The 19,244-nt window shown below is 69.6% G+C and carries 22 protein-coding genes and 2 riboswitches; of the genes, 14 read left to right on the forward strand and 8 right to left on the reverse strand.

Going from position 1 to position 19,244, the window contains the following annotated elements; translation table 11 throughout:
- Positions 1-101: 101 nt before the first annotated feature.
- Entirely contained in the window at positions 102-1,175 is a 1,074-nt protein-coding gene (gene ychF, locus ACTIE9_RS12105) for a redox-regulated ATPase YchF (protein ID WP_439565823.1), read from the forward strand.
- 6 nt (positions 1,176-1,181) lie between these two features.
- On the opposite strand, the gene ACTIE9_RS12110 is transcribed toward ychF, so the two are convergent.
- Together ACTIE9_RS12110 and ACTIE9_RS12115 are read right to left on the reverse strand one after the other, a co-directional pair.
- The gene (locus ACTIE9_RS12110) at positions 1,182-1,400 is read right to left on the reverse strand and encodes an amphi-Trp domain-containing protein (protein ID WP_439565824.1); all 219 of its coding nucleotides are present in this window, start codon (positions 1,398-1,400) and stop codon (positions 1,182-1,184) included.
- A gap of 133 nt (positions 1,401-1,533) precedes the next feature.
- Positions 1,534-2,460, reverse strand: a complete 927-nt coding sequence (locus ACTIE9_RS12115) for a hypothetical protein (RefSeq protein WP_439565825.1) — start codon at positions 2,458-2,460, stop codon at positions 1,534-1,536.
- Between the two features lie 139 nt (positions 2,461-2,599).
- On the opposite strand from ACTIE9_RS12115, the gene ACTIE9_RS12120 reads away from it, so the two are divergent.
- Positions 2,600-3,025, forward strand: coding sequence for a DUF1761 family protein (locus tag ACTIE9_RS12120; RefSeq protein WP_439565826.1), 426 nt, complete (start codon positions 2,600-2,602; stop codon positions 3,023-3,025).
- A gap of 7 nt (positions 3,026-3,032) precedes the next feature.
- Here the strand turns inward: ACTIE9_RS12120 and ACTIE9_RS12125 are convergent, their stop codons facing one another.
- Positions 3,033-3,605: a 1-acyl-sn-glycerol-3-phosphate acyltransferase gene (locus ACTIE9_RS12125; RefSeq protein WP_439565843.1), complete on the reverse strand. Its 573-nt coding sequence runs from the start codon at positions 3,603-3,605 to the stop codon at positions 3,033-3,035.
- Between the two features lie 91 nt (positions 3,606-3,696).
- On the opposite strand from ACTIE9_RS12125, the gene ACTIE9_RS12130 reads away from it, so the two are divergent.
- From ACTIE9_RS12130 to ACTIE9_RS12145, 4 genes are all read left to right on the forward strand, one after another.
- Positions 3,697-4,248 carry a hypothetical protein gene (locus ACTIE9_RS12130; RefSeq protein WP_439565827.1) on the forward strand — a complete coding sequence of 184 codons (552 nt, stop codon included), beginning with the start codon at positions 3,697-3,699 and terminating at the stop codon, positions 4,246-4,248.
- Positions 4,245-4,913 carry a DUF2461 domain-containing protein gene (locus ACTIE9_RS12135; RefSeq protein ID WP_439565828.1) on the forward strand — a complete coding sequence of 223 codons (669 nt, stop codon included), beginning with the start codon at positions 4,245-4,247 and terminating at the stop codon, positions 4,911-4,913. Before ACTIE9_RS12130 ends, ACTIE9_RS12135 begins: the two co-directional genes overlap by 4 nt.
- Positions 4,910-5,434, forward strand: a complete 525-nt coding sequence (locus ACTIE9_RS12140; protein WP_439565829.1) for a nitroreductase family deazaflavin-dependent oxidoreductase — start codon at positions 4,910-4,912, stop codon at positions 5,432-5,434. Before ACTIE9_RS12135 ends, ACTIE9_RS12140 begins: the two co-directional genes overlap by 4 nt.
- Positions 5,435-5,512: 78 nt before the next feature.
- Positions 5,513-5,851, forward strand: coding sequence for a rhodanese-like domain-containing protein (locus ACTIE9_RS12145; protein ID WP_439565830.1), 339 nt, complete (start codon positions 5,513-5,515; stop codon positions 5,849-5,851).
- Here ACTIE9_RS12145 and ACTIE9_RS12150 read toward each other — a convergent pair.
- Complete coding sequence (locus ACTIE9_RS12150) at positions 5,749-6,723, reverse strand: DMT family transporter (RefSeq protein ID WP_439565831.1); 975 nt, start codon at positions 6,721-6,723, stop codon at positions 5,749-5,751. The two genes, ACTIE9_RS12145 and ACTIE9_RS12150, sit on opposite strands and share 103 nt — an antisense overlap.
- 39 nt (positions 6,724-6,762) lie before the next feature.
- On the opposite strand from ACTIE9_RS12150, the gene ACTIE9_RS12155 reads away from it, so the two are divergent.
- A complete protein-coding gene (locus tag ACTIE9_RS12155; RefSeq protein ID WP_439565832.1) occupies positions 6,763-7,278 on the forward strand; it encodes a MarR family winged helix-turn-helix transcriptional regulator in 516 nt (171 codons plus the stop codon).
- A gap of 51 nt (positions 7,279-7,329) precedes the next feature.
- A complete protein-coding gene (locus tag ACTIE9_RS12160; protein WP_439565833.1) occupies positions 7,330-8,430 on the forward strand; it encodes a calcium/sodium antiporter in 1,101 nt (366 codons plus the stop codon).
- On the opposite strand, the gene ACTIE9_RS12165 is transcribed toward ACTIE9_RS12160, so the two are convergent.
- From ACTIE9_RS12165 to ACTIE9_RS12175, 3 genes are all read right to left on the reverse strand, one after another.
- Positions 8,427-8,954, reverse strand: coding sequence for an SOUL family heme-binding protein (locus ACTIE9_RS12165; RefSeq protein WP_439565834.1), 528 nt, complete (start codon positions 8,952-8,954; stop codon positions 8,427-8,429). The genes ACTIE9_RS12160 and ACTIE9_RS12165 overlap by 4 nt on opposite strands.
- 16 nt (positions 8,955-8,970) lie before the next feature.
- Entirely contained in the window at positions 8,971-9,798 is an 828-nt protein-coding gene (locus tag ACTIE9_RS12170; RefSeq protein ID WP_439565835.1) for an SDR family NAD(P)-dependent oxidoreductase, read from the reverse strand.
- A gap of 113 nt (positions 9,799-9,911) precedes the next feature.
- Entirely contained in the window at positions 9,912-10,472 is a 561-nt protein-coding gene (locus tag ACTIE9_RS12175; RefSeq protein ID WP_439565836.1) for a DUF4395 domain-containing protein, read from the reverse strand.
- A gap of 71 nt (positions 10,473-10,543) precedes the next feature.
- Here ACTIE9_RS12175 and ACTIE9_RS12180 point away from each other — a divergent pair, with 71 nt between their 5' ends.
- The 5 genes from ACTIE9_RS12180 to gcvP all read left to right on the forward strand — a co-directional run bounded on the left by ACTIE9_RS12180 (position 10,544) and on the right by gcvP (position 16,216).
- Positions 10,544-11,191, forward strand: coding sequence for an LON peptidase substrate-binding domain-containing protein (locus ACTIE9_RS12180; protein WP_439565837.1), 648 nt, complete (start codon positions 10,544-10,546; stop codon positions 11,189-11,191).
- Positions 11,192-11,200: 9 nt separating this feature from the next.
- Complete coding sequence (locus tag ACTIE9_RS12185; RefSeq protein WP_439565838.1) at positions 11,201-11,368, forward strand: hypothetical protein; 168 nt, start codon at positions 11,201-11,203, stop codon at positions 11,366-11,368.
- A 75-nt stretch (positions 11,369-11,443) separates the two neighbouring features.
- Positions 11,444-11,539, forward strand: a riboswitch (glycine riboswitch).
- A riboswitch (glycine riboswitch) is annotated at positions 11,540-11,660 on the forward strand.
- 29 nt (positions 11,661-11,689) lie between these two features.
- The gene (gene gcvT, locus ACTIE9_RS12190) at positions 11,690-12,820 is read left to right on the forward strand and encodes a glycine cleavage system aminomethyltransferase GcvT (protein ID WP_439565839.1); all 1,131 of its coding nucleotides are present in this window, start codon (positions 11,690-11,692) and stop codon (positions 12,818-12,820) included.
- A gap of 69 nt (positions 12,821-12,889) precedes the next feature.
- Complete coding sequence (gene gcvH / locus ACTIE9_RS12195; protein WP_439565840.1) at positions 12,890-13,264, forward strand: glycine cleavage system protein GcvH; 375 nt, start codon at positions 12,890-12,892, stop codon at positions 13,262-13,264.
- 102 nt (positions 13,265-13,366) lie between these two features.
- Positions 13,367-16,216, forward strand: a complete 2,850-nt coding sequence (gene gcvP / locus ACTIE9_RS12200; protein ID WP_439565844.1) for an aminomethyl-transferring glycine dehydrogenase — start codon at positions 13,367-13,369, stop codon at positions 16,214-16,216.
- Here the strand turns inward: gcvP and ACTIE9_RS12205 are convergent.
- A complete protein-coding gene (locus tag ACTIE9_RS12205; protein WP_439565841.1) occupies positions 16,213-17,049 on the reverse strand; it encodes a CPBP family intramembrane glutamic endopeptidase in 837 nt (278 codons plus the stop codon). The genes gcvP and ACTIE9_RS12205 overlap by 4 nt on opposite strands.
- Positions 17,050-17,412: 363 nt before the next feature.
- Here ACTIE9_RS12205 and ACTIE9_RS12210 point away from each other — a divergent pair, with 363 nt between their 5' ends.
- Positions 17,413-19,209: an ABC transporter family substrate-binding protein gene (locus ACTIE9_RS12210; protein ID WP_439565842.1), complete on the forward strand. Its 1,797-nt coding sequence runs from the start codon at positions 17,413-17,415 to the stop codon at positions 19,207-19,209.
- Positions 19,210-19,244: the final 35 nt, after the last annotated feature.

The raw sequence follows: 19,244 nt of genomic DNA on the forward strand, positions 1-19,244 counted from the left end.
GTGCCACGCAGCTCGGGGCGGGTGCGGTCGGCGGGCGGGAGAGTGAAGGGGCTCATACCCCCACGCTAGCCGCGCACCCTGCGCCGGTAGGCTTGACCCTCGTGGCTCTCACTATCGGCATCGTCGGCCTGCCCAACGTCGGCAAGTCCACCCTCTTCAACGCGCTCACTGAGAACGACGTGCTCGCGGCGAACTACCCGTTCGCCACGATCGAGCCCAACGTCGGTGTGGTGGAACTGCCCGACCCGCGCCTGCAGGTGCTCGCGGGCATCTTCGGCAGCGAGCGCATCCTGCCCGCCACGGTCTCGTTCGTCGACATCGCGGGCATCGTCAAGGGCGCGAGCGAGGGCGAGGGCCTGGGCAACCAGTTCCTCGCGAACATCCGTGAGTCCGACGCGATCGCGCAGGTCGTGCGCGCCTTCACCGACAGCGATGTCGTGCACGTCGCCGGAGCCGTCGACCCGGCGAGCGACATGGAGACCATCAACACCGAGCTCATGCTCGCCGACCTGCAGACGCTCGAGAAGGCGATCCCGCGGTACGAGAAAGAGGTCAAGGGCAAGAAGGCCGACCCGTCAGTGCTGGATGCGGCCCTCGCCGCCCAGGCCCTCCTCCAAGCCGGAACGACCCTCTCCTCCGCCGGTTTCGACGCCACCCCGATCCGCGAGCTCGGTCTGCTGAGCGCGAAGCCGTTCATCTACGTGTTCAACGTCGACGAGGGCGTTCTCGGTGACAGTGCCCGCATGGCCGAGCTGGCGGCGCTCGTCGCCCCGGCCAAGGCGGTGTTCTTGGACGCGAAGATCGAGAGCGAACTGATCGGCATGGATGCCGACGACGCCGCCGAGCTCTTGGCCTCGACCGGTCAGAGCGAGAGCGGCCTCGCGCAGCTGGCTCGCATCGGCTTCGACACCCTCGGCCTGCAGACCTACCTGACGGCCGGCCCGAAGGAGTCGCGCGCCTGGACGATCGGCAAGGGCTGGAAGGCCCCCCAGGCCGCCGGCGTGATCCACACCGACTTCGAGAAGGGCTTCATCAAGGCCGAGGTCATCTCGTTCGACGACCTCGTCGAGTGCGGCTCGGTCGCCGAGGCGCGCGCGAAGGGCAAGGCCCGCATCGAGGGCAAGGACTACGTCATGCACGACGGCGACGTGGTCGAGTTCCGCTTCAACGTGTAGCCACGTCTACCAGGAGAGGGTGATCTCGAACTCCCGCTCGTCGCGCTCGATCTCGACCTCGACCTCCATGGTGACCTCGTCAGGAACCTTGACGGTGACCTTCAGGCCGTCACGCTCCATGAGGATGCCGTTGCCCGACGCCAGCTCGTCCGCGATCGCGCGGAGTTGCTGAGCGGCCTCTTCCCTGCTCAGAACCTGCTTCTTCTCAATCTTGACGATGTCCATGGTCTCTATGAAACACCCAGGTCGACCTCGTGAGGCGAACGAAGAGTGAACCGTCTCAGAATCGTGGATGCCCTCGAGCGAGCACGGCCGTGACCTGATCGGCAACCGCCGATCCCGACCGAAGCGGCCAGGCTCAGCCGGCGGGCTCCTCCGCGGGCTCCTCGACCGGCGCCTCCTCGACCGGCGCGACGTCGACCGTCTCGCGGAGTTCACGGATCTCCGCCTCGAGGTCAGACAGGTTCTCGGGCTCGGGCAGGCCGCACTCGCCGAGCTCCTGCTCGACCTGCAGGGTCAGCCCCTCTTTGCCGTCGGCGTGCGCGGCATCCACGGTGCCCTCGTAGATCGCACCGTCCGCCGACACGCGGTTGACCGCCGAGGCGTCGAGGCACAGGTGGTAGACGTCGCCGCTCTGCGTCCACGTGACGTAGTCCTCGCCGGTGAGCTCCTGCACGATCGCGGTGTACTCGGGGATCTGCCCCTCGTTGGCGTACTGTTCGACCGACGGCGGGTTGAACGAGGCACCGAGCAGTGTCGCGACGACGAGCACGACGATGCCGACGGCGCCCGCGATGCCCTTCTGCTTCCCGTCCATGTCTTTGTTCAGGAAGATCAGGATGATGAGCGGCAGGAACGCGATCATCGTGATGATGGCGCCGAGCTGGTTCTGCACGAAGAAGCGGAACGGCTCCGACTTGCGAGCCGGGTCGAGGCGGTTCGCCTTCTTCCACAGCTGCGAGCCCGCGACGGCGAGCAGGCCGATGCCCACGAGCATGCCGAGCAGCAGCCACAGGGCCGTCTCCGAGTTCACGAACCACGGAGCCGACACGGCGGGCTTGAACGGCTCGAGCCAGAGCAGCCAGTAGATCGCGAGACCCTCGCCGATCAGGGCGCCGGCCCAGAACGCCGCAGCGCCCCAGCGCAGTCCGGTGGCCTGCCCCTTCGCCTCGGCGCTCGGCTTCCAGTCGGTCGACGCAGGGGCGTCCGACGACGCGGCCCGCTCCGCGGCCGACTCGTCGACCTCGACTCTCACGACCGTCTTGGTGGTCTTGCGTTCTGCCATGGGGTGGCCTCTCGGTTCGGGATGCTCCAGCGCATGCTCGGCGAGAGCCTAGCCGAGCCGCGCGTCACGACAGAAGCGCTGACATCCGCGGGAATCCCAGCCTGTACGCGGGTTCTCGCGGGGGAGTACTCTCGCGGCCATGTTCCTTCTCGAGCTCAACTGGCTGGCCATCCTCGTCGCCTTCGTCGTCGCGTTCGCCGCGGGCGCGCTCTGGTTCGGGCCGAAGACCTTCTTCCCTGTCTGGTGGAAGGCGATGGGCCGGTCGGAGGACGACGTGCCGGGCGGCGGCAACATGGCGCTGGTGTTCGGGCTCACCGCAGTGGGCGCGCTCGTGCAGGTGATCGCCGTGGCATCCGTCATCTCCTTCGTCGACCTCGCCGCCGGACCGGTCGGTCCGCTCGGCGGCGCCCTCACGGGGCTGCTGCTCGGTATCGGCTTCGCGGCCGCGAGCTCGCTCAGCCACCGCCTGTTCGCCGGTCACGGCCTGACGGTGTGGATCATCGAGGTCGGCAGCGACGTGCTCAACTACACGCTCGTCGGCCTCGTAATCGGACTGTTCGGCTAGAGCAGATTCAGGCCGTTAACTCCTCGCGCAGTCGCGGTTCGACGCGGTGCTCGGGGCGGACCCCCGACTTGTCGGCGTAGAAGGCGCGGATGCGATCCATGTCGGCCGAGACGTCACCGGTCAGCTCGATCGTCGGTCCAAGTCCCGTGGTCATGGTGGTGCGGTCGACGTAGCCGAGCGTGACGGGCAGTCCGGTCTCGCGCGCGATGCGGTAGAAGCCCGACTTCCAGTGGCTGTGGCCCTTGCGGGTGCCGTCGGGTGTCACCACCAGGCCGAACACCTCTCCCGAGCGGATGCGCTCGACGACGTCGGCGACGACCGCGCTGGGTGCCTCCCGATCGACGGGGATACCGCCGAGGCGCCGCATGATCGGTCCGCGCCAGCCGCGGAACAGGCTCTTCTTGCCGAGCCAGCGGAAGTGCATGTCGATCCGCCAGGCGATCGCGAGCATGAACACGAAGTCCCAGTTCGACGTGTGCGGGGCCCCGATGAGCACGGTCGGGCGATCGGGTGCGGGTTCGGAGTCGAGTCGCCACCGGCTGAACGCCCAGAACACCCGGGCGATGACACGTCGCAGGATCATGCGACAAGCGTAAGTTGCCGCGAGACGCGCTCTCGCGTCGATCCGATCCCAGTGGTGCCCGCTCAGCCGCGTCGGGCACGATAAGGGGGTGGATGCCCACCGCGCGCTCGCCGAGGCCCGCGCCGCGCTCGCCGCGGCCGCCGGGCGCCTCGCCACGGCCGGCGCTGCCCCCGAGCAGCTCGCCACGACCGTGCCGGCTCACCGCGCGCTCGGCGTGATCCCGCGCCGCGAGACCTTCCGCCGCACGGGCGAGGGATACGTGCTCGGCGCGCTGCTCGTCACCGCGAGCGGAGACGCCTTCGCGCCGGGGCGCATCGCGCGCGCCAGCCGGCAGGTGCTGCCGGGCCACCAGTCGGAGAGCGCGCGGGCTCGCCGCGAGCTGCGCCAGCGGCTGCTCGACGCGCGCCTGCCCGAGGGCAGCACCGTGGTGATCGACTCGCGACGGCTACCGCTCGACGACCCGGCCGCGATGGCCAGCGAGCGCGGGCCGCTCGTTCTGGGCGAGCGCGGGGTGCTCGTGCGGTGGATCCCCTCTGCCCCCGACGCCGCCCTGCGCCCCCTCGAGGCCTATCTCGCCGAGCGCCTCGACCTGGCGCTGGGCGCCCTGACCGCCGCGCGAGCCGAGAGCGAGCATCCATGACCGCGACAGAACCCGAGACGGCAGGGCTCGACGCCGACGCCTTCGCCTTCTACGCCGAGCTCGAGCGCCACCAGACGAAGGAGTGGTGGCTCGCGAACAAGACGCGCTACGACGAGCGCGTGAAGGCGCCCGTCGAGCGGCTCGTCGACGCGCTCGGCGGCGAGTTCGGCCCGCTGAAGATCTTCCGGCCCTACAAGGATGTTCGGTTCAGCGCCGACAAGCGCCCCTACAAAGACCACCTCGGGCTCGTGACCGCCGATGATTCGGCCGCGACCTACTACCTGCAGCTCTCGCGGCACGGACTCATGCTCGCGGGCGGGCTCTACCAGCCGGCGCGCGAGCAGCTCGCGCGGTTCCGCGAGATCGTCGACGACAACCGTCTCGTCGGCGACCTCGAGGCGACGCTCGAGGAGGTCGCCGAGAGCGGGTTCGCGATCATGACGACGGATGCCCTCGCCACCGCCCCCCGCGGCTTCAGCGTCGACCACCCGAAGATCGCCCTGCTGAGGCTCAAGCGCCTGGCCATCGCCGCCGAGCACACACCCGCCGACTGGATGACCGGGCCCGAGCTCGTCGACCGGGTGCGCGCCGGCTGGCGCACCGTGCGCGTCTGGAACGACTGGATCGCCGAGAACCTGCCCACCGCGGTCGAGGCGACCCGATGACCGAGCTGCGGCCCCTGCCGACGGCCGACCCGATCGTGCGCGGCGTGCGCATCGTCGTCTCGGCGATCACCCGCACGACCGCCTGGCGCTGGGCGGCGCCGCGGGTCATGCCCCCGGTCGAGCGCGCGCTCGCGGCGGCGACGGGCGGCCGCGCCCAGCTCAGCAGCCTGTTCGTGCCCTCGCTCATCTTGACCACGACGGGCGCCAAGAGCGGCCTGCCGCGCGACACCGTGCTCATGTACACGGCCGACGGCCACGGTCGGGCGATCGTCGCGGGCACGAACTGGGCGGCCGCGACGCACCCCGCCTGGACGTACAACCTGCTCGCCCACCCCGAGGCCGTCATCACCGTGCGGGGGCGGCGCTACGCCGTGCGGGCATCCGTCATCGAGGGGGATGCCCGCGATCGCGTCTGGCGCCACCTCGAGTCGCAGTGGCCCGAGTACCGCGCCTACGAGCGCGACTCGGGGCGCACCGTGCGGCTGTTCCTGCTCACGCTGCTGCGGGTCGAAGGTCCCTAGTCGACCGATCGCCTGCGGAGTACGCTCGGCGCCACCGAGGCCGCAGGGTGCGGCCCCTCGATGCGGAAGGGGGCTGTCATGAGCAGCCCGTACTCGAAGCTCGTCACGAAGAAGTACGACTCGATCTCGGTCGAGGCCGCGCTCGCGCAGCAGCACAACGGCGTGCTGATGGTCGATGTGCGCGATGAGCAGGAGTTCATGGCCGGGCACGCGCGCGGTGCCCACCACATTCCCGTGCACGAGCTGCCCCATCGGTTGCACGAGCTGCCCGCCGACCAGCCGGTGATGCTCATGTCTGACCAGAACGCGCGTGCTCAGGCCGCGGCCGAGCTTCTCGCCGCGACGGGGCTCGTCGCTTCGACGGTCGAGGGCGGGATCCGCGAGTGGCGGGCGAAGGGCCATCCGATCGAGATGTGAGACGCGGCACGCCGGACGGCAGGCTGCCCGAGCATGATGCCCAGCAGCACGAGCCCCATGCCGACGAGTTGCAGCGCCGTGAAGGCCTCGCCGGCGATGAGCGCGCCGAGCGCCACCCCGGTGACAGGGTTCAGCAGACCCATGAGCCCCACCGCGCCGGCGCTGAGATGGCGCAGCGCCGAGAACCACGCGACGTAGGCGACGGCAGTGGCGACCAGGGTGACGTAGCCGAACCCGAGCAGCTCGGTGCCCGTGAACGCGGGCGGGAGGCCTTCGACCAGCAGGGCGGCGGGCACGATGGCGAGGCCGCCGGCCGTCAGTTGCCACGCGGTGAGCGACAGCAGGGGAACCCCGCCGCCCCAGCGCTTGGTGAGCACGAACCCGAGCGCCGACATCGTCATGGCCGCGAGCGAGGCGACCACGCCCCCGGGGTTCGCCTCGGCGGTGCCCGTGGCAAGCATGAGGGCGACGCCCGAGAAGCCGAGCACGGCGCCGATGAGCGAGAGCACGTGCGGTCTCTCCCTCAGCAGGGGCCAGGCGAGCAGCATCATGACGGCGGGTGAGGTGGCCATGAGCATGGCGGCGAGGCTCGAAGGCAGAAGCTGGGCCGCGAGGTAGATGAGGATGAAGAACGCGCCCACGTTGAGCACGCCCAGCACGGCCGACCGCCACCACCAGGCGCCCCGCGGCAGCCGGCGACCGGTCTCGCGCGCCGGAAGGGCGAGCAACAGCAGCCCTGCGGGCAGGGCGCGCAGCACCGAGCCCCACAGGGGCGAATCGGCGGGCAGCAGTTGTGCTGTCACGACGTAGGTCGAGCCCCAGGCGATCGGGGCGATCGCGGCGACGAGGAGCCATCTCCAATTACTTTCCATGGAAGAGACAATATCTTCCGGGGAAGGTATTATTCCCCTGTGGCCGAGAAAACTCCCGAACCGGATGACCGGGTGGCGAGCATCCAGCGCGAATGGGCGCGCGAGCGCCCGGATGTCGACGTCTCACCGCAGGGCATCATCGGGCGGCTGCACCGCATCTCGGCTCGGCTCACCGATGAGCTCGCCGTCGTCTTCCGCGACTACGGCATCTCGGCCGGAGAGTTCGACGTGCTCGCCGCTCTGCGCCGCGCGGGCGACCCCTTCGAGCGCACCCCCACCGAGCTCGCCGAGCGCACCATGATCACGAGCGGCGGGCTGACCAAGCGCGTCGATCGTCTCGAGGATGCGGGGCTCGTGCAGCGCCGCCCGAGCGAGCTCGACGGCCGCGGCCGGGTGGTCGCCCTCACCGAGCAGGGCCGTGCGCTCATCGACGACGCCTTCACGCGGCACATGCAGAACGAGCACCGGCTCATCGAACTGTTGGACGAGGCCGACCGCCGCACGCTCGAGCGGGTGCTCACGCGCTGGCTCGCCCGGCTGCCCGACGACGACTGACCGCGCACGATCGCTCGAAGAGACGAGCCTCGCCGACCCTAGGCTGTCAGCGTGCTGCTTCTCGACACCGCCTTCATCGTCGCCGGGCTCGTGCTGCTCATCGCAGGCGGTGAGGCGCTCGTGCGGGGCGCCTCGACCCTGGCCGCGCGCGCTGGCATCTCACCCCTCGTCATCGGGCTCGTCGTCGTCTCTGCCGCGACGTCGGCTCCCGAGCTCGCGGTCACGCTCGGCGCTGTCATCGAGGGCGAGCCCGACCTCGCCCTCGGCAACGTCGTCGGCAGCAACATCGTCAACATCCTGTTGATCCTCGGGCTCTCGGCCCTCGTCACGCCGCTCATCATCAAGCGGCAGCTCGTGCGCTTCGACATCCCCATCATGGTGGGCATCTCGGTGCTGCTCGTCGTCGTCAGCCTCGACGGGCGCATCGGCGTTCTCGACGGCGTGCTACTGCTCGCCGGCCTCGCGCTGCACACCGTCGTCAGCATCGTCGTGGGGCGACGGGAGTCGGCCGGCGAGGCGGCGGCCGACACGATGCCGCTCAACGCCAAGCCGGTTCCGCTCTGGCTCGCGGGCATCCTGCTGGTCGTCGGCATCGCCCTGCTCGTGCTCGGAGCCCGCCTGCTCGTCGACGGGGCGGTCAGCATCGCCACGAGCCTCGGGGTCAGCAGCCTCATCGTGGGCCTCACGGTCGTGGCCGTGGGCACCTCGCTGCCCGAGCTCGCGACTTCGATCATCGCGGTGCGCCGCGGTGAGCGCGACATGGCGGTCGGCAACATCGTGGGCAGCAACATCTTCAACATCGGCATGGTGCTGGGTCTGCCCGCCATCATCTTCGGCGACGGCATCCCGGTGCCGCCCGCCGCGATCGCGCTCGACCTGCCCCTCATGCTCGCGACCGCGCTCGCGCTGCTGCCGATCGCGTTCACCGGCTTCGTCATCGCGCGGTGGGAGGGTGGTCTGTTCGTCGCCCTCTACATCGCCTACACGGTCTATCTCGTGCTCGCCTCGACCCAGCACGACGCGCTCGCAGGCTTCACCGACGTCATGCTGTGGTTCGTGCTGCCGCTCCTGGCGATGACCCTCGTCGCGGTGACCGCCTTCGAGGTCGGAGTGTTGCGCGGACGTCGCACGGCGACGACGAGAGCGGACTAGTCGCGCGCGAGGTCGGCGGCGACTTCGATGAGCGCCTCGTTGTGGCGCAGGAAGCCCGGCTTCCACGGCGGGTCGAATCGCGCGTAGTACACGTCGCCCACCGGGTCGAGACCGGCCGCCCGCACGGCCGCGACGAGCTGGGCGCCCTGGTCGGCGAACCTCGATGTCCGCGCCGTGCCGCTGAAGCGGCGCGCTGCGACGAGGCGCGGCCCGACCGCGGCGGTGCGCACGCGTGGGTCGCGCGGGTTCGGGGTGCTCGCCTCGTCCAGGTCGGCGGGCATGACGAAGCTCACGGTCTGCACGCCGGCGCCGCGAGGCTGCTGCAGCACGGGGGCGGTCATCGCGATGCTCCTGCCACCGGCGTTGCCGCCGCTGATGTACTGGAAGAGGGGGCCGAAACCGGCCCCCGCTCCCGTATCGAGCCCGCCCCGAACGTCTACCTGCACGAGCATGTGCGCGGGGTAGCGGCGCACCTCGAACCCGTCGTGCCGCCGCACGACCGTGTAGGGCTGGTGCTCCGTCATGCCGGGCTCCGTCTCGTTAGTTCATGCTCGTGAGCAGGTCTTTCATCTGCTTGTAGATGAGCCCCGCGGCGTTCTTCGGGTTGAGGCGCGAGAGGCGCGACATGATGCGCGCGTCACCGCCGATGAAGATCTCGTAGCTGCCCTTCTCGATCGCTTCGATGATCTGACGGCCGGCTTCGGCGGGCGCGGTGGTCTTGCGCTGCTTGTCGCCCGCGGCGGCCGCCATCTCCTTCGCCTGCTCGGCCGTCATGAGGCCCGAGTTCACCGTGATGTTCGTGCCGATGGCGCCAGGGAACACGCCGGTCACGGCGACGTTCGTCTCCATGAGCTCCGAGTGCAGGGCGCGGCTCAGCTGTGCGACGGCCGCCTTCGTGGCGCCGTAGACCGATTGGCCGGGAACCGGCGCGTAGGCACCCATGCTCGCCACGTTCACGAGCGCCGCCTCGGGTCGCGTCACGAGCTCGGGCAAGAACGCCTTGATCGTGTTGAGCGTGCCGTAGAGGTTGACGTTGATGACGCGCTCGATCTGATCCCACTCGAGCTGCATGACGGGCACGAACTTCTGGATGATGCCCGCGATGTTGAGTAGACCGTCGACCTGACCGTGCTGCTTGACGATCGCCGCGGGCAGCTTCTCGACGGCTGTGCGGTCGGTGATGTTGACGACGTGGGTCGAGATGCGGTCGCCGTTCGGGCCGGCCAGCCGCACGGTCTCGGCGAGGCCCTCCTCGCTGAGGTCGAGGGCCGCGACGCGCGCGCCTTTCGCCGCGAGGCCGAGCACGACCTCGCGCCCGATGCCGTTGCCGCCGCCGGTGACGGCGAAGACTTTGCCACTGATCTGCATGATGCTCCTTGCTCGATGGGATGCGCGTCCTCGCGCCGCCCTCAGGCTAACCCCGCGCCGACCGACCGGTCAGGGTCCAACGTCCCCCCGCTCGACTGCGCGGTGTTACCAAGTCAGACGTGGTGGTGCTCGCCGCGCTTCGGCGGCACGTAGGTGCAGGTGTCGCCGGCGCACAGCGTGGGCCTCTCGCGCGCGAAGCGACGGGCGAGCTCGCAGCCGAGGCAGTACCCGAACGCGGCCTCGACGTACAGCAGGGCGAGGCAGATGCCGCAGATGGTCTGGGCGATGATGGCGGGCAGGCCGAGCCAGCCGAGCGCGAGGCATCCGATCATCGCCATGGCGAAGCCGAGGCCCCAGGCGAACGTCTTCGAGCGCGCTTCGACCCACTCGGGGCGTTGAGCGCGAGTGATGAGTGTGCCGATCACGAGCGTCGGAGTGAACCGGGTGCCCACGAAAAGCCGCGCATACATCTCGACCGCGAAGATGATGCCGAAGACGCGCATCGGCTGCAGGTCGCCGGTGATGACGCCGAACAACCAGGCGCTGAATCCGACGAGGAACAGCAGCCCCGCCGAGGCGCGCACGCCACGTTCGTTGACGACGGGCACCTCGATGCCTCCCACCCATTCCCCGATCACGGGGCGCTCGCTGCGGTCGGGAGGGGGAGTGCTCATGACTCCGATTATACCCCCAGGGGTATAAATCGTATCTGGGAATCCGCAGGTACGCCTGGGATCGTGTGCGCATGACGGTCATGCCGATGTTCCCGCTCGGGTCGGTGCTGTTCCCCGCGATGCCGACGGCGCTGCGGGTGTTCGAGGAGCGCTACATCGTGATGCTCTCGACGATCCTGGGCGACGAGCCCCCCGAGTTCGGCATCGTGCTCATCGAGCGCGGCAGCGAGGTCGGCGGCGGGGAGCACCGCTTCCCGGTCGGCACGGTCGCCCAGATCACTCGCGTCGAGACGAGCGAGGGCTTCATCGGGCTGATCGCGCAGGGCGACCGCCGCATCGAGGTCGTCACCTGGCTCGACGACGATCCGTACCCGCGCGCGGAGGTGCGATCGATCCCCGAGCTGGAGTGGGATGACGAGTACCGCCCCCTGCTCGACCGGGCCGAGCAACTGGTGCGCCGCACCATCGCCCGGGCGAGCGAGTTCGTCGAGCAGCAGTGGCCTGCCGACATCGAGCTGAGCGACGACCCGGTGCAGGCCTGCTGGCAGCTCGCCGGCATCGCTCCCCTCGGAGCGCTCGACCAGGTGCGGCTCCTGCAGTCCACCACCGTCGTCGAGCTGCTGAGCCGGCTCGTCGAGGCGACCGAGGGTGCGGCCGAGATGCTCTCGATGCCGGGCCTCGACGACGACGACTTCTCTGCTCTACTCGACGACGAGTAGCCTGCCGCTATGGTCGAGACGATCGCCTTCCCCCTGCCCGTCGACCCCGCGACCGCCGCGTGGGCGGGCCCCGTGTTCGTCATCATGGCTCTCACCGGCTTGGTGGTTCTCGTCTGGCAGGCCGTGCGGTACTTCCGCGACGAACGCGACGAGCGCGACGAGCGCGACGATCGCTGAGCGCCGCGCCGCCGACGCGCGCCGCGCCGAGCGCGAGTAGAGTGAGCCGAGCACCCACAACTGAACACCGGCCGTTTCCGCGATGCGGGAGAGCCGCAGCCCCCGGGGCCGCGGCACCGAAGGAGCAAGCCTCCCCGCCAATCTCTCAGGTCTATGTACCGCATCTGCCAGGCCACTCTGAAAAGCAGGGCACCCGCACGGGCCGCTCTCGCCCACGGTGAAAGCGTCGCACCGGCTGCCACGAGCAGACCGGGGGCGTGAAACTCTCAGGCACCATGACAGAGGGGGAGTTCCACCGACCGTCAGCGTCAGGAGAACTCCGTGTCCGACACCCCCACCGCCCCGCGGTACTCGCCCCTGCACGACGTGCACGTCGCGCTCGGCGCCGCGTTCACCGACTTCGCAGGGTGGCAGATGCCGGTGCGCTACAGCTCCGACCTCGCCGAGCACCACGCCGTGCGCACCGCCGCTGGCATCTTCGACATCTCGCACATGGCCGAGATCGCGGTCGACGGGCCCGATGCGGCCGCTTTCCTGGATGCCGCTCTCGCCGGTCGGCTCTCGGCCATGGCCCCCGGCAAGGCCAAGTACTCGCTCGTGCTGAACGAACAGGGCGGCATCGTCGACGACCTCATCGTCTACCGCATGAGCGACACCGCTTTTCTCGTCGTGGCGAACGCCTCCAACCGCTTCGCGGTCGTCGAGGCCCTGCAGCAGCGGGCCGGCGGAGTAGCCGGATCGGGCGCATTCGAGGTGACGATCGACGACCGCACCGAGCAGATCTCCCTCATCGCCGTGCAGGGCCCGGCGTCGGCCGGAATCCTCGCCGCAACGGGGGGGCTCATCATCGAGGGGCTCGACGAGCTGAAGTACTACGCCTGGGGCTCGGGATCGTTCGCGGGTCTCGAGCTCATGGTCGCGCGCACGGGCTACACGGGCGAGGACGGCTTCGAGCTGTACGTGCCGGTCGAGCACGCGGCCGCACTGTGGGCCGCGATCACCGCCGCCGGAGAGCCGCTCGGTCTCGTGCCGTGCGGGCTCGCCGCCCGCGACACGCTTCGACTCGAGGCAGGAATGCCGCTCTACGGGCATGAGCTGGGAGTGAGCATCCAGCCGGTGCAGGCGGGCCTCGGGCGCGTCGTCGTCACCGATAAGCCCGCCTTCGTCGGGCGGGAGGCGATTCTCGCCGGCCCTCCTGAGGGAGCCCCCGTGCTCGTCGGGCTGCAGGCCGAGGGCCGCCGCGCGGCGCGCGCCGAGTACCCCGTCTTCCACGGCGACACGCTCGTCGGCGAGGTCACCTCCGGCGCACTCTCGCCGACGCTCGGCCACCCCATCGCCATGGCGTTCGTCTCGCCCGAGGCCTCGGCGCTCGGCACCGTGCTCGACGTCGACGTGCGCGGCACCCGGATTCCGGCCACCGTCGTGGCCTTGCCCTTCTACTTTCCTTCCTGATCCGCCCCTCCACCGTGCTCCATACACCCCGCACCGCCTCACCGAACCGCTGAACGAAAGGCCACCCGCATGAGCGCCGTTCCCGCCGACCTGCAGTACACCGCCGAGCACGAGTGGGTGCGCCTCGAGGGCGACGTCGCCACCGTGGGCATCACCCAGTACGCCGCCGACGCGCTCGGCGACGTCGTCTACGTCGACCTGCCCAAGGTCGGTGCGGCGCTCGCCGCGGGCTCGATCGTCGGCGAGGTCGAATCGACCAAGTCGGTCGGCGAGCTCTACGCGCCCCTCGACGGCGAGGTCGTCGAAGCCAACAGTGCCGTCGTCGACGCGCCCGAGACGATCAACTCCGACCCCTACGGCGAGGGCTGGCTCGTGAAGGTGCGCGTCTCGAGCACCCCGGCGCTGCTCAGCGCCGACGAGTACCGCGCCCTCATCGGCGAGTAGCGCTTCCCTCTTCTCTCTCATCACCCGCCACATGAAAGGCCCCTTGTGAGCATCCCCTTCGTCGACCGCCACATCGGCATCGACGCCGACGCCCGCCAGCTCATGCTCGACGCGCTCGGCTACGCCTCGCTCGATGCGCTGATGGATGCTGCGGTGCCGTCCGCGATCCGCCAGACAGCCCCGCTGCGCAGCCTGCCGGCGCCCGCGACCGAGGCCGAGGCGCTCGCCGAGCTGCGCGCCCTGGCCGCGCACAACCGGGTGCGGCGCAGCATGATCGGGCAGGGGTACTACGGCACGGTGACGCCCGCGGTGATCCAGCGCAACGTGCTCGAGAACCCGAGCTGGTACACGGCCTACACGCCGTACCAGCCCGAGATCTCGCAGGGGCGCCTCGAGGCGCTGCTCAACTTCCAGACGATGGTGAGCGAGCTCGCGGGCCTGCACACGGCGAACGCCTCGATGCTCGACGAGGCCACGGCCGTGGTCGAGGGCATGATGCTCGCGCGCCGCGCCTCCGGCTCCGCCTCGAACGTCTTCCTGGTCGACAGCGACATCTTCGCCCAGACCCGGGCGGTGCTCGACGGGCGGGCCGAAGCCGTCGGCCTCGAGCTGCGCTCCGTGCCGCTCGCCGACACCGACCCGGCCGATCTGCCCGAGGCCTTCGGCGTGTTCGTGCAGTACCCCGCCGCCTCGGGTCGTGTGTGGGACCCGTCGGCGATCATCGCCCGCGTCAAGGAGCAGGGAGGTCTCGCGGTCGTCGCCGCCGACCTGCTCGCCCTCACGCTCCTCACGAGCCCCGGCGAGCTCGGTGCCGACGTCGCCGTCGGCACCACGCAGCGCTTCGGCGTGCCCATGGGCTTCGGCGGTCCGCACGCCGGCTACCTCGCCGTGCGCGAGGGGCTCGAGCGGCAGATGCCCGGCCGCCTCGTCGGGGTCTCGAAAGACGCCGACGGCCGCCCCGCCTACCGCCTCACGCTACAGACCCGCGAGCAGCACATCCGCCGCGACAAGGCGACCAGCAACATCTGCACCGCGCAGGTGCTGCTCGCCGTCATGGCCTCGATGTTCGGCGTCTACCACGGGCCCGACGGGCTGCGCCGCATCGCCGAAGGCGTGCACGCGCAGGCCTCCGGCTTCGCCGCCCGTCTGCACGCCGCGGGCATCGAGGTCTCGCACGCCGAGTTCTTCGACACCCTCGAGGTGCGCGTGCCGGGCCGCGCGGCCGAGATCGTCGAGACCGCGCGAGAGCGCGACCTGCTGCTCTGGCAGGTCGACGCCGACACCGTGCGGTTCAGCTTCGACGAGGTGACCGCGGCGAGCGGCATCGGGTTCTCCCGAGCCACCGACGGCCTGGCCGCCGACCTCGCCGCCGTGTTCGGCCTGAGCGACGGCTTCGGGGTGAGCCTCACGTCGCACCTGCCCGAGGGGATGCGCCGGATATCCGAGTACATGACGCACCCGGTGTTCCACACCCACCGCAGCGAGACCGCGATGATGCGCTACCTCAAGCGCCTCGCCGACCGCGACTATGCGCTCGACCGCGGCATGATTCCGCTGGGCTCGTGCACGATGAAGCTCAACGCCGCCACCGAGATGGCCGCCGTCACGTGGCCCGAGTTCAGCGGGCTGCACCCCTTCGCGCCGCTCGACGACGTGCAGGGCTCGCTCGTCATGATCGGGCATCTCGAGACCTGGCTCGCCGAGCTCACGGGCTACGACGCCGTCTCGCTGCAGCCCAACGCCGGCTCGCAGGGCGAGCTCGCGGGCCTGCTCGCCATCCGCGGCTACCACCGATCGCGCGGCGACGCGCACCGCACGGTCTGCCTCATCCCCTCGAGCGCTCACGGCACCAACGCGGCCTCGGCCGTGCTCGCCGGGATGCGCGTCGTCGTCATCGCCACGACCGACACGGGCGACGTCGACCTCGCCGACCTGCGTGCCAAGATCGCGGAGCACCGCGACGAGCTCGCGGCGCTCATGATCACCTACCCCTCGACGCACGGCGTCTACGAGCATGACGTCATGGAGGTCACAGCCGCCGTGCACGAGGCTGGCGGCCAGGTCTACATCGACGGCGCCAACCTCAACGCCCTGCTCGGCTACGCGCGCTACGGCGACATCGGCGGCGACGTCAGCCATCTCAACCTGCACAAGACCTTCTGCATCCCGCACGGCGGGGGCGGGCCGGGCGTCGGGCCCGTGGCGGCCAAGGCGCACCTCGCCGAGTTCCTGCCCGGGCATCCGCTCGCCCAGATGCACCAGCACCCGCCGTTCGATCACACGACCGGCCACGCCGGAACCGTCGAGCACCGCGGAGCGCCCGTCTCGGCGGCGCCCTACGGCTCGGCCAGCATCCTGCCCATCTCATGGGCCTACGCGCGCATGATGGGGGCTCAGGGCCTGACGGATGCCACGGCCAGCGCCGTGCTCGCCGCCAACTACGTCGCCCTGCGCCTGCGCGACCACTACCCGGTGCTCTACGCGGGCGAGAACGGGCTCGTCGCGCACGAGTGCATCCTCGACCTGCGACCGCTCAAAGAGGCGACGGGCATCGGCAACGACGACGTCGCCAAGCGACTCATGGACTACGGATTCCACGCGCCGACCATGTCGTTCCCCGTCTCGGGCACGCTCATGATCGAGCCGACCGAGTCGGAAGACCTGGCCGAGCTCGAGCGGTTCATCCAGGCCATGATCGCCATTCGCCTGGAGGCCGATCGCGTCGCGGCGGGCGAGTGGCCCCCTGCCGACAACCCGCTCGTGAACGCGCCGCACACGGCCGAGAGCGTCATCGCGGGGGAGTGGGAGCACGCGTACTCGCGCGAGCTGGCCGTCTACCCCTCGTCGGGCGATCGCACGGCGAAGTACTGGCCGCCGGTGCGCCGGGTCGACCAGGCTTTCGGCGACCGCAACCTCGTCTGCGCCTGTCCTCCGATCAGCGAGTTCGCCTAGGGGGTCGATGAGGGCGTCGGCACGTGAATCGGGGCGAGGACGCCCGGGAAGGCAGCGGCCGCCCAGGGGTAGCCGATGAAGATGACGGCGTCGATCACCGTGTGCGCGATGACGAGCGGCAGCAGCCGGCCGTAGCGCGTGTACAGCCAGCCGAACAGCAGGCCCATGGCGAAGTTGCCGACGAACGCGCCGAAGCCCTGATACAGGTGGTACGTGGCGCGTAGTAGCGCGCTCGTGAGGATGATCGTCCACGGGCCCCAGCGCAGGTCGCGCAGCCGGGCGAACAGGTAGCCGACGACGATGACCTCCTCGGTCACGCCAGCCCGCAGCGCCGAGAGCAGCAGCACGGGAACCGTCCACCAGTGCTCGTCGAGAGCGGTCGGCACGACCGTGACCGTCACCCCGAGCGCGCGCCCGGCGACGTACAGCGCGAGCCCCGGGATTCCGATGGCGAGCGCGAGCCCGACGCCGTCGCGCGTGTCGCGCCAGGGGCGGGTTCGATCGATGCCGAGGCGGCCGAGGTGCGGCCGTGTCGCGCTCCACAGCAGGAAGGCGACGAGCGCGACAGGTACGAGGTCGAAGAACACTCCGAGCACCTGATAGATGAGATCGAAGATCTCGCGCTGATCGCGCGGGGGATTCAGCGTGGCGGTCTGGTCGCCGAGCGGCACGTCGCGGGTGAGGCGGTTCGCGATCGCCACGAGCGAGTACACGGCGCTCGCCCCGAGCGACAGGCCGAGCACGATCAGGATCTCGACACGGATGCGCCGATCGCCCGGTCGGGGAGCGGGGCGGCGGCGGCGAGCGGGATCAGCATCGGAAGGCGAGGTCACCGACCCATTCTCGCTGCGCCGACGAGCACATTGTGGAGATCCGTCAAGTTTCGTTCGGGATGCTCGCCAAGCTTTGGCGCATCTCCACAGCCTCCGTCGTCAGGCGCGGAGAGCCGCACGTCGACCTTCGTGCGAAGAAGGTGAATCAGATGCACGGCGGTGAGGAATTCGTGCAAAACATCGACGGTCTGACGCAACATTCGTGCGAAACATCGGGCTTCCGTGCGCGGGCGTTACCGGTGTGTAACGAAACCGCCTACAGTTTGGCGGGGGTATCTCTGGGTCTCTAGGGTCGTACCCAACAGGCGTGACGGCGCGCTCGGAAAACGTGCCGCCACGCGTCCATCTTGCACAGGAGGAAAATTGCGTATCAGCAGATTCGCGGCCGCCACGGCCACGATCGCGGCGAGCGCTCTCGTTCTCTCGGCTTGCGCAGCGCCGCAGTCCGAGGTCGTCGAGGGAAGCTCCATCACGGTCGCGTGGAACCAGCCGTTCTACTCGTACAACAGCAACACGTCGTTCGGTAACGCGACGGCGAACGCCAACATCGTGTACCTGACGAGCGGCGCGTTCAACTACTACGACAACGCCCCGAGCCTTCTCAAGGACGAGTCCTTCGGAACCTACGAGCTCATCTCGGAGGACCCGCTGACCGTGAAGTACACCGTCGCGGATGACGTGCAGTGGTCCGACGGCACCCCCGTCGACGGAGCCGACATGCTGCTCGCGTGGGCGGCCAACTCGGGCGTGCTGAACACCCCCGACTTCGACCCGGGCGAGTTCACCGACCCCGACACCGGTGAGTTCACCGACGACTACCCCACTGACGTCGTCTACTTCGACGGCGCCATCGGCGCGGGTCTGCAGCTCGTCACCGAGACGCCCGAGATCGACGGCAAGTCGATCACGCTCGTCTACGACGAGTTCTTCGTCGACTGGGAGCTCGTCTTCGGTGTGGGCCTGCCGGCGCACGTCGTCGCGCAGCGCGCCCTCGGCATCGAGGACGCCACCGAGGCCAAGAACACGCTGGTCGAGGCGATCCAGAACGCTGACGCCGAGGCCCTCGCCCCGATCTCGAACTCGTGGAACTCCGACTGGAACTTCACCGAGTTCCCGAGCGAGGAAGACGCCAACCTCCTGGTCGTCAACGGCCCGTACCAGATCACCGACTTCGTGGCCGACCAGTCGATCACCCTCTCGGCGAACCCGAACTACCGCGGTGCCAACCTCCCCAACATCGAGGAGATCACGATCCGCTTCATCACCGACCCGCTGGCCGCTGTTCAGGCGCTCGCCAACGGTGAGGTCGACATCATCAGCCCGCAGGCCACGGCCGACGTCGCCGACGCCCTCGCGGCGCTCGACGGTGTCACCGTGCTCTCGGGTGAAGAGGCTGTCTACGAGCACATCGACCTTCAGTTCGCTGAGTCGAAGAACGGCACGTTCGACAACCCGCTCGTGCGCGAGGCCTTCCTCAAGACGATCCCGCGCCAGCAGATCATCGACACGCTCATCAAGCCGCTCAACCCCGAGGCTGAGGTCCGCAACTCGCAGATCTTCATCCCCGGCGCGCCCGGCTACGACGAGACCGTCGCGAACAACGGCATGGACGCCTTCACCGAGGTCGACATCGAGGGTGCCAAGGCGCTCCTCGCTGAGGCTGGCGTGACCGCTCCGAACGTCTGCATCCTCTACGCATCGAACAACCCGCGCCGCGTGAACGAGTTCGCCCTCATCCAGGCTTCGGCCACCGAGGCCGGCTTCGTGATCGAGGACTGCGGCAGCCCCGAGTGGGGTGGCCTGCTCGGCACCCCCGGTGCGTACGACGCGGTGTTCTTCGGCTGGCAGTCGACGAGCCTCGGTGTGACTAACAGCTCGCCGACGTTCCGCACGGGTGGCATCAACAACCTCAACTACTACAGCAACCCTGAGGTTGACGCGCTGCTCGACGAGCTCGACGTCACGCTCGACGTCGACCGCCAGATCGAGATCCAGGTCGAGATCGACAAGCTCCTGATGGACGACTTCTACGGTCTGACCATCTTCCAGTTCCCCGCCGTCACCGCGTTCTCCGACCGCGTGACGAACGTGGAGCCGGGTCCGCTGTCGCCGACCATCTTCTGGAACGCATGGGACTGGGAGCCGACCGAGGCCAACTAGTCGGTAGCCCCGCTACCGGCTGACTCCGGTCAGTC

The sequence above is a fragment of the Microcella sp. genome, from assembly GCF_051860105.1.
GTDB lineage: Bacteria > Actinomycetota > Actinomycetes > Actinomycetales > Microbacteriaceae > Microcella.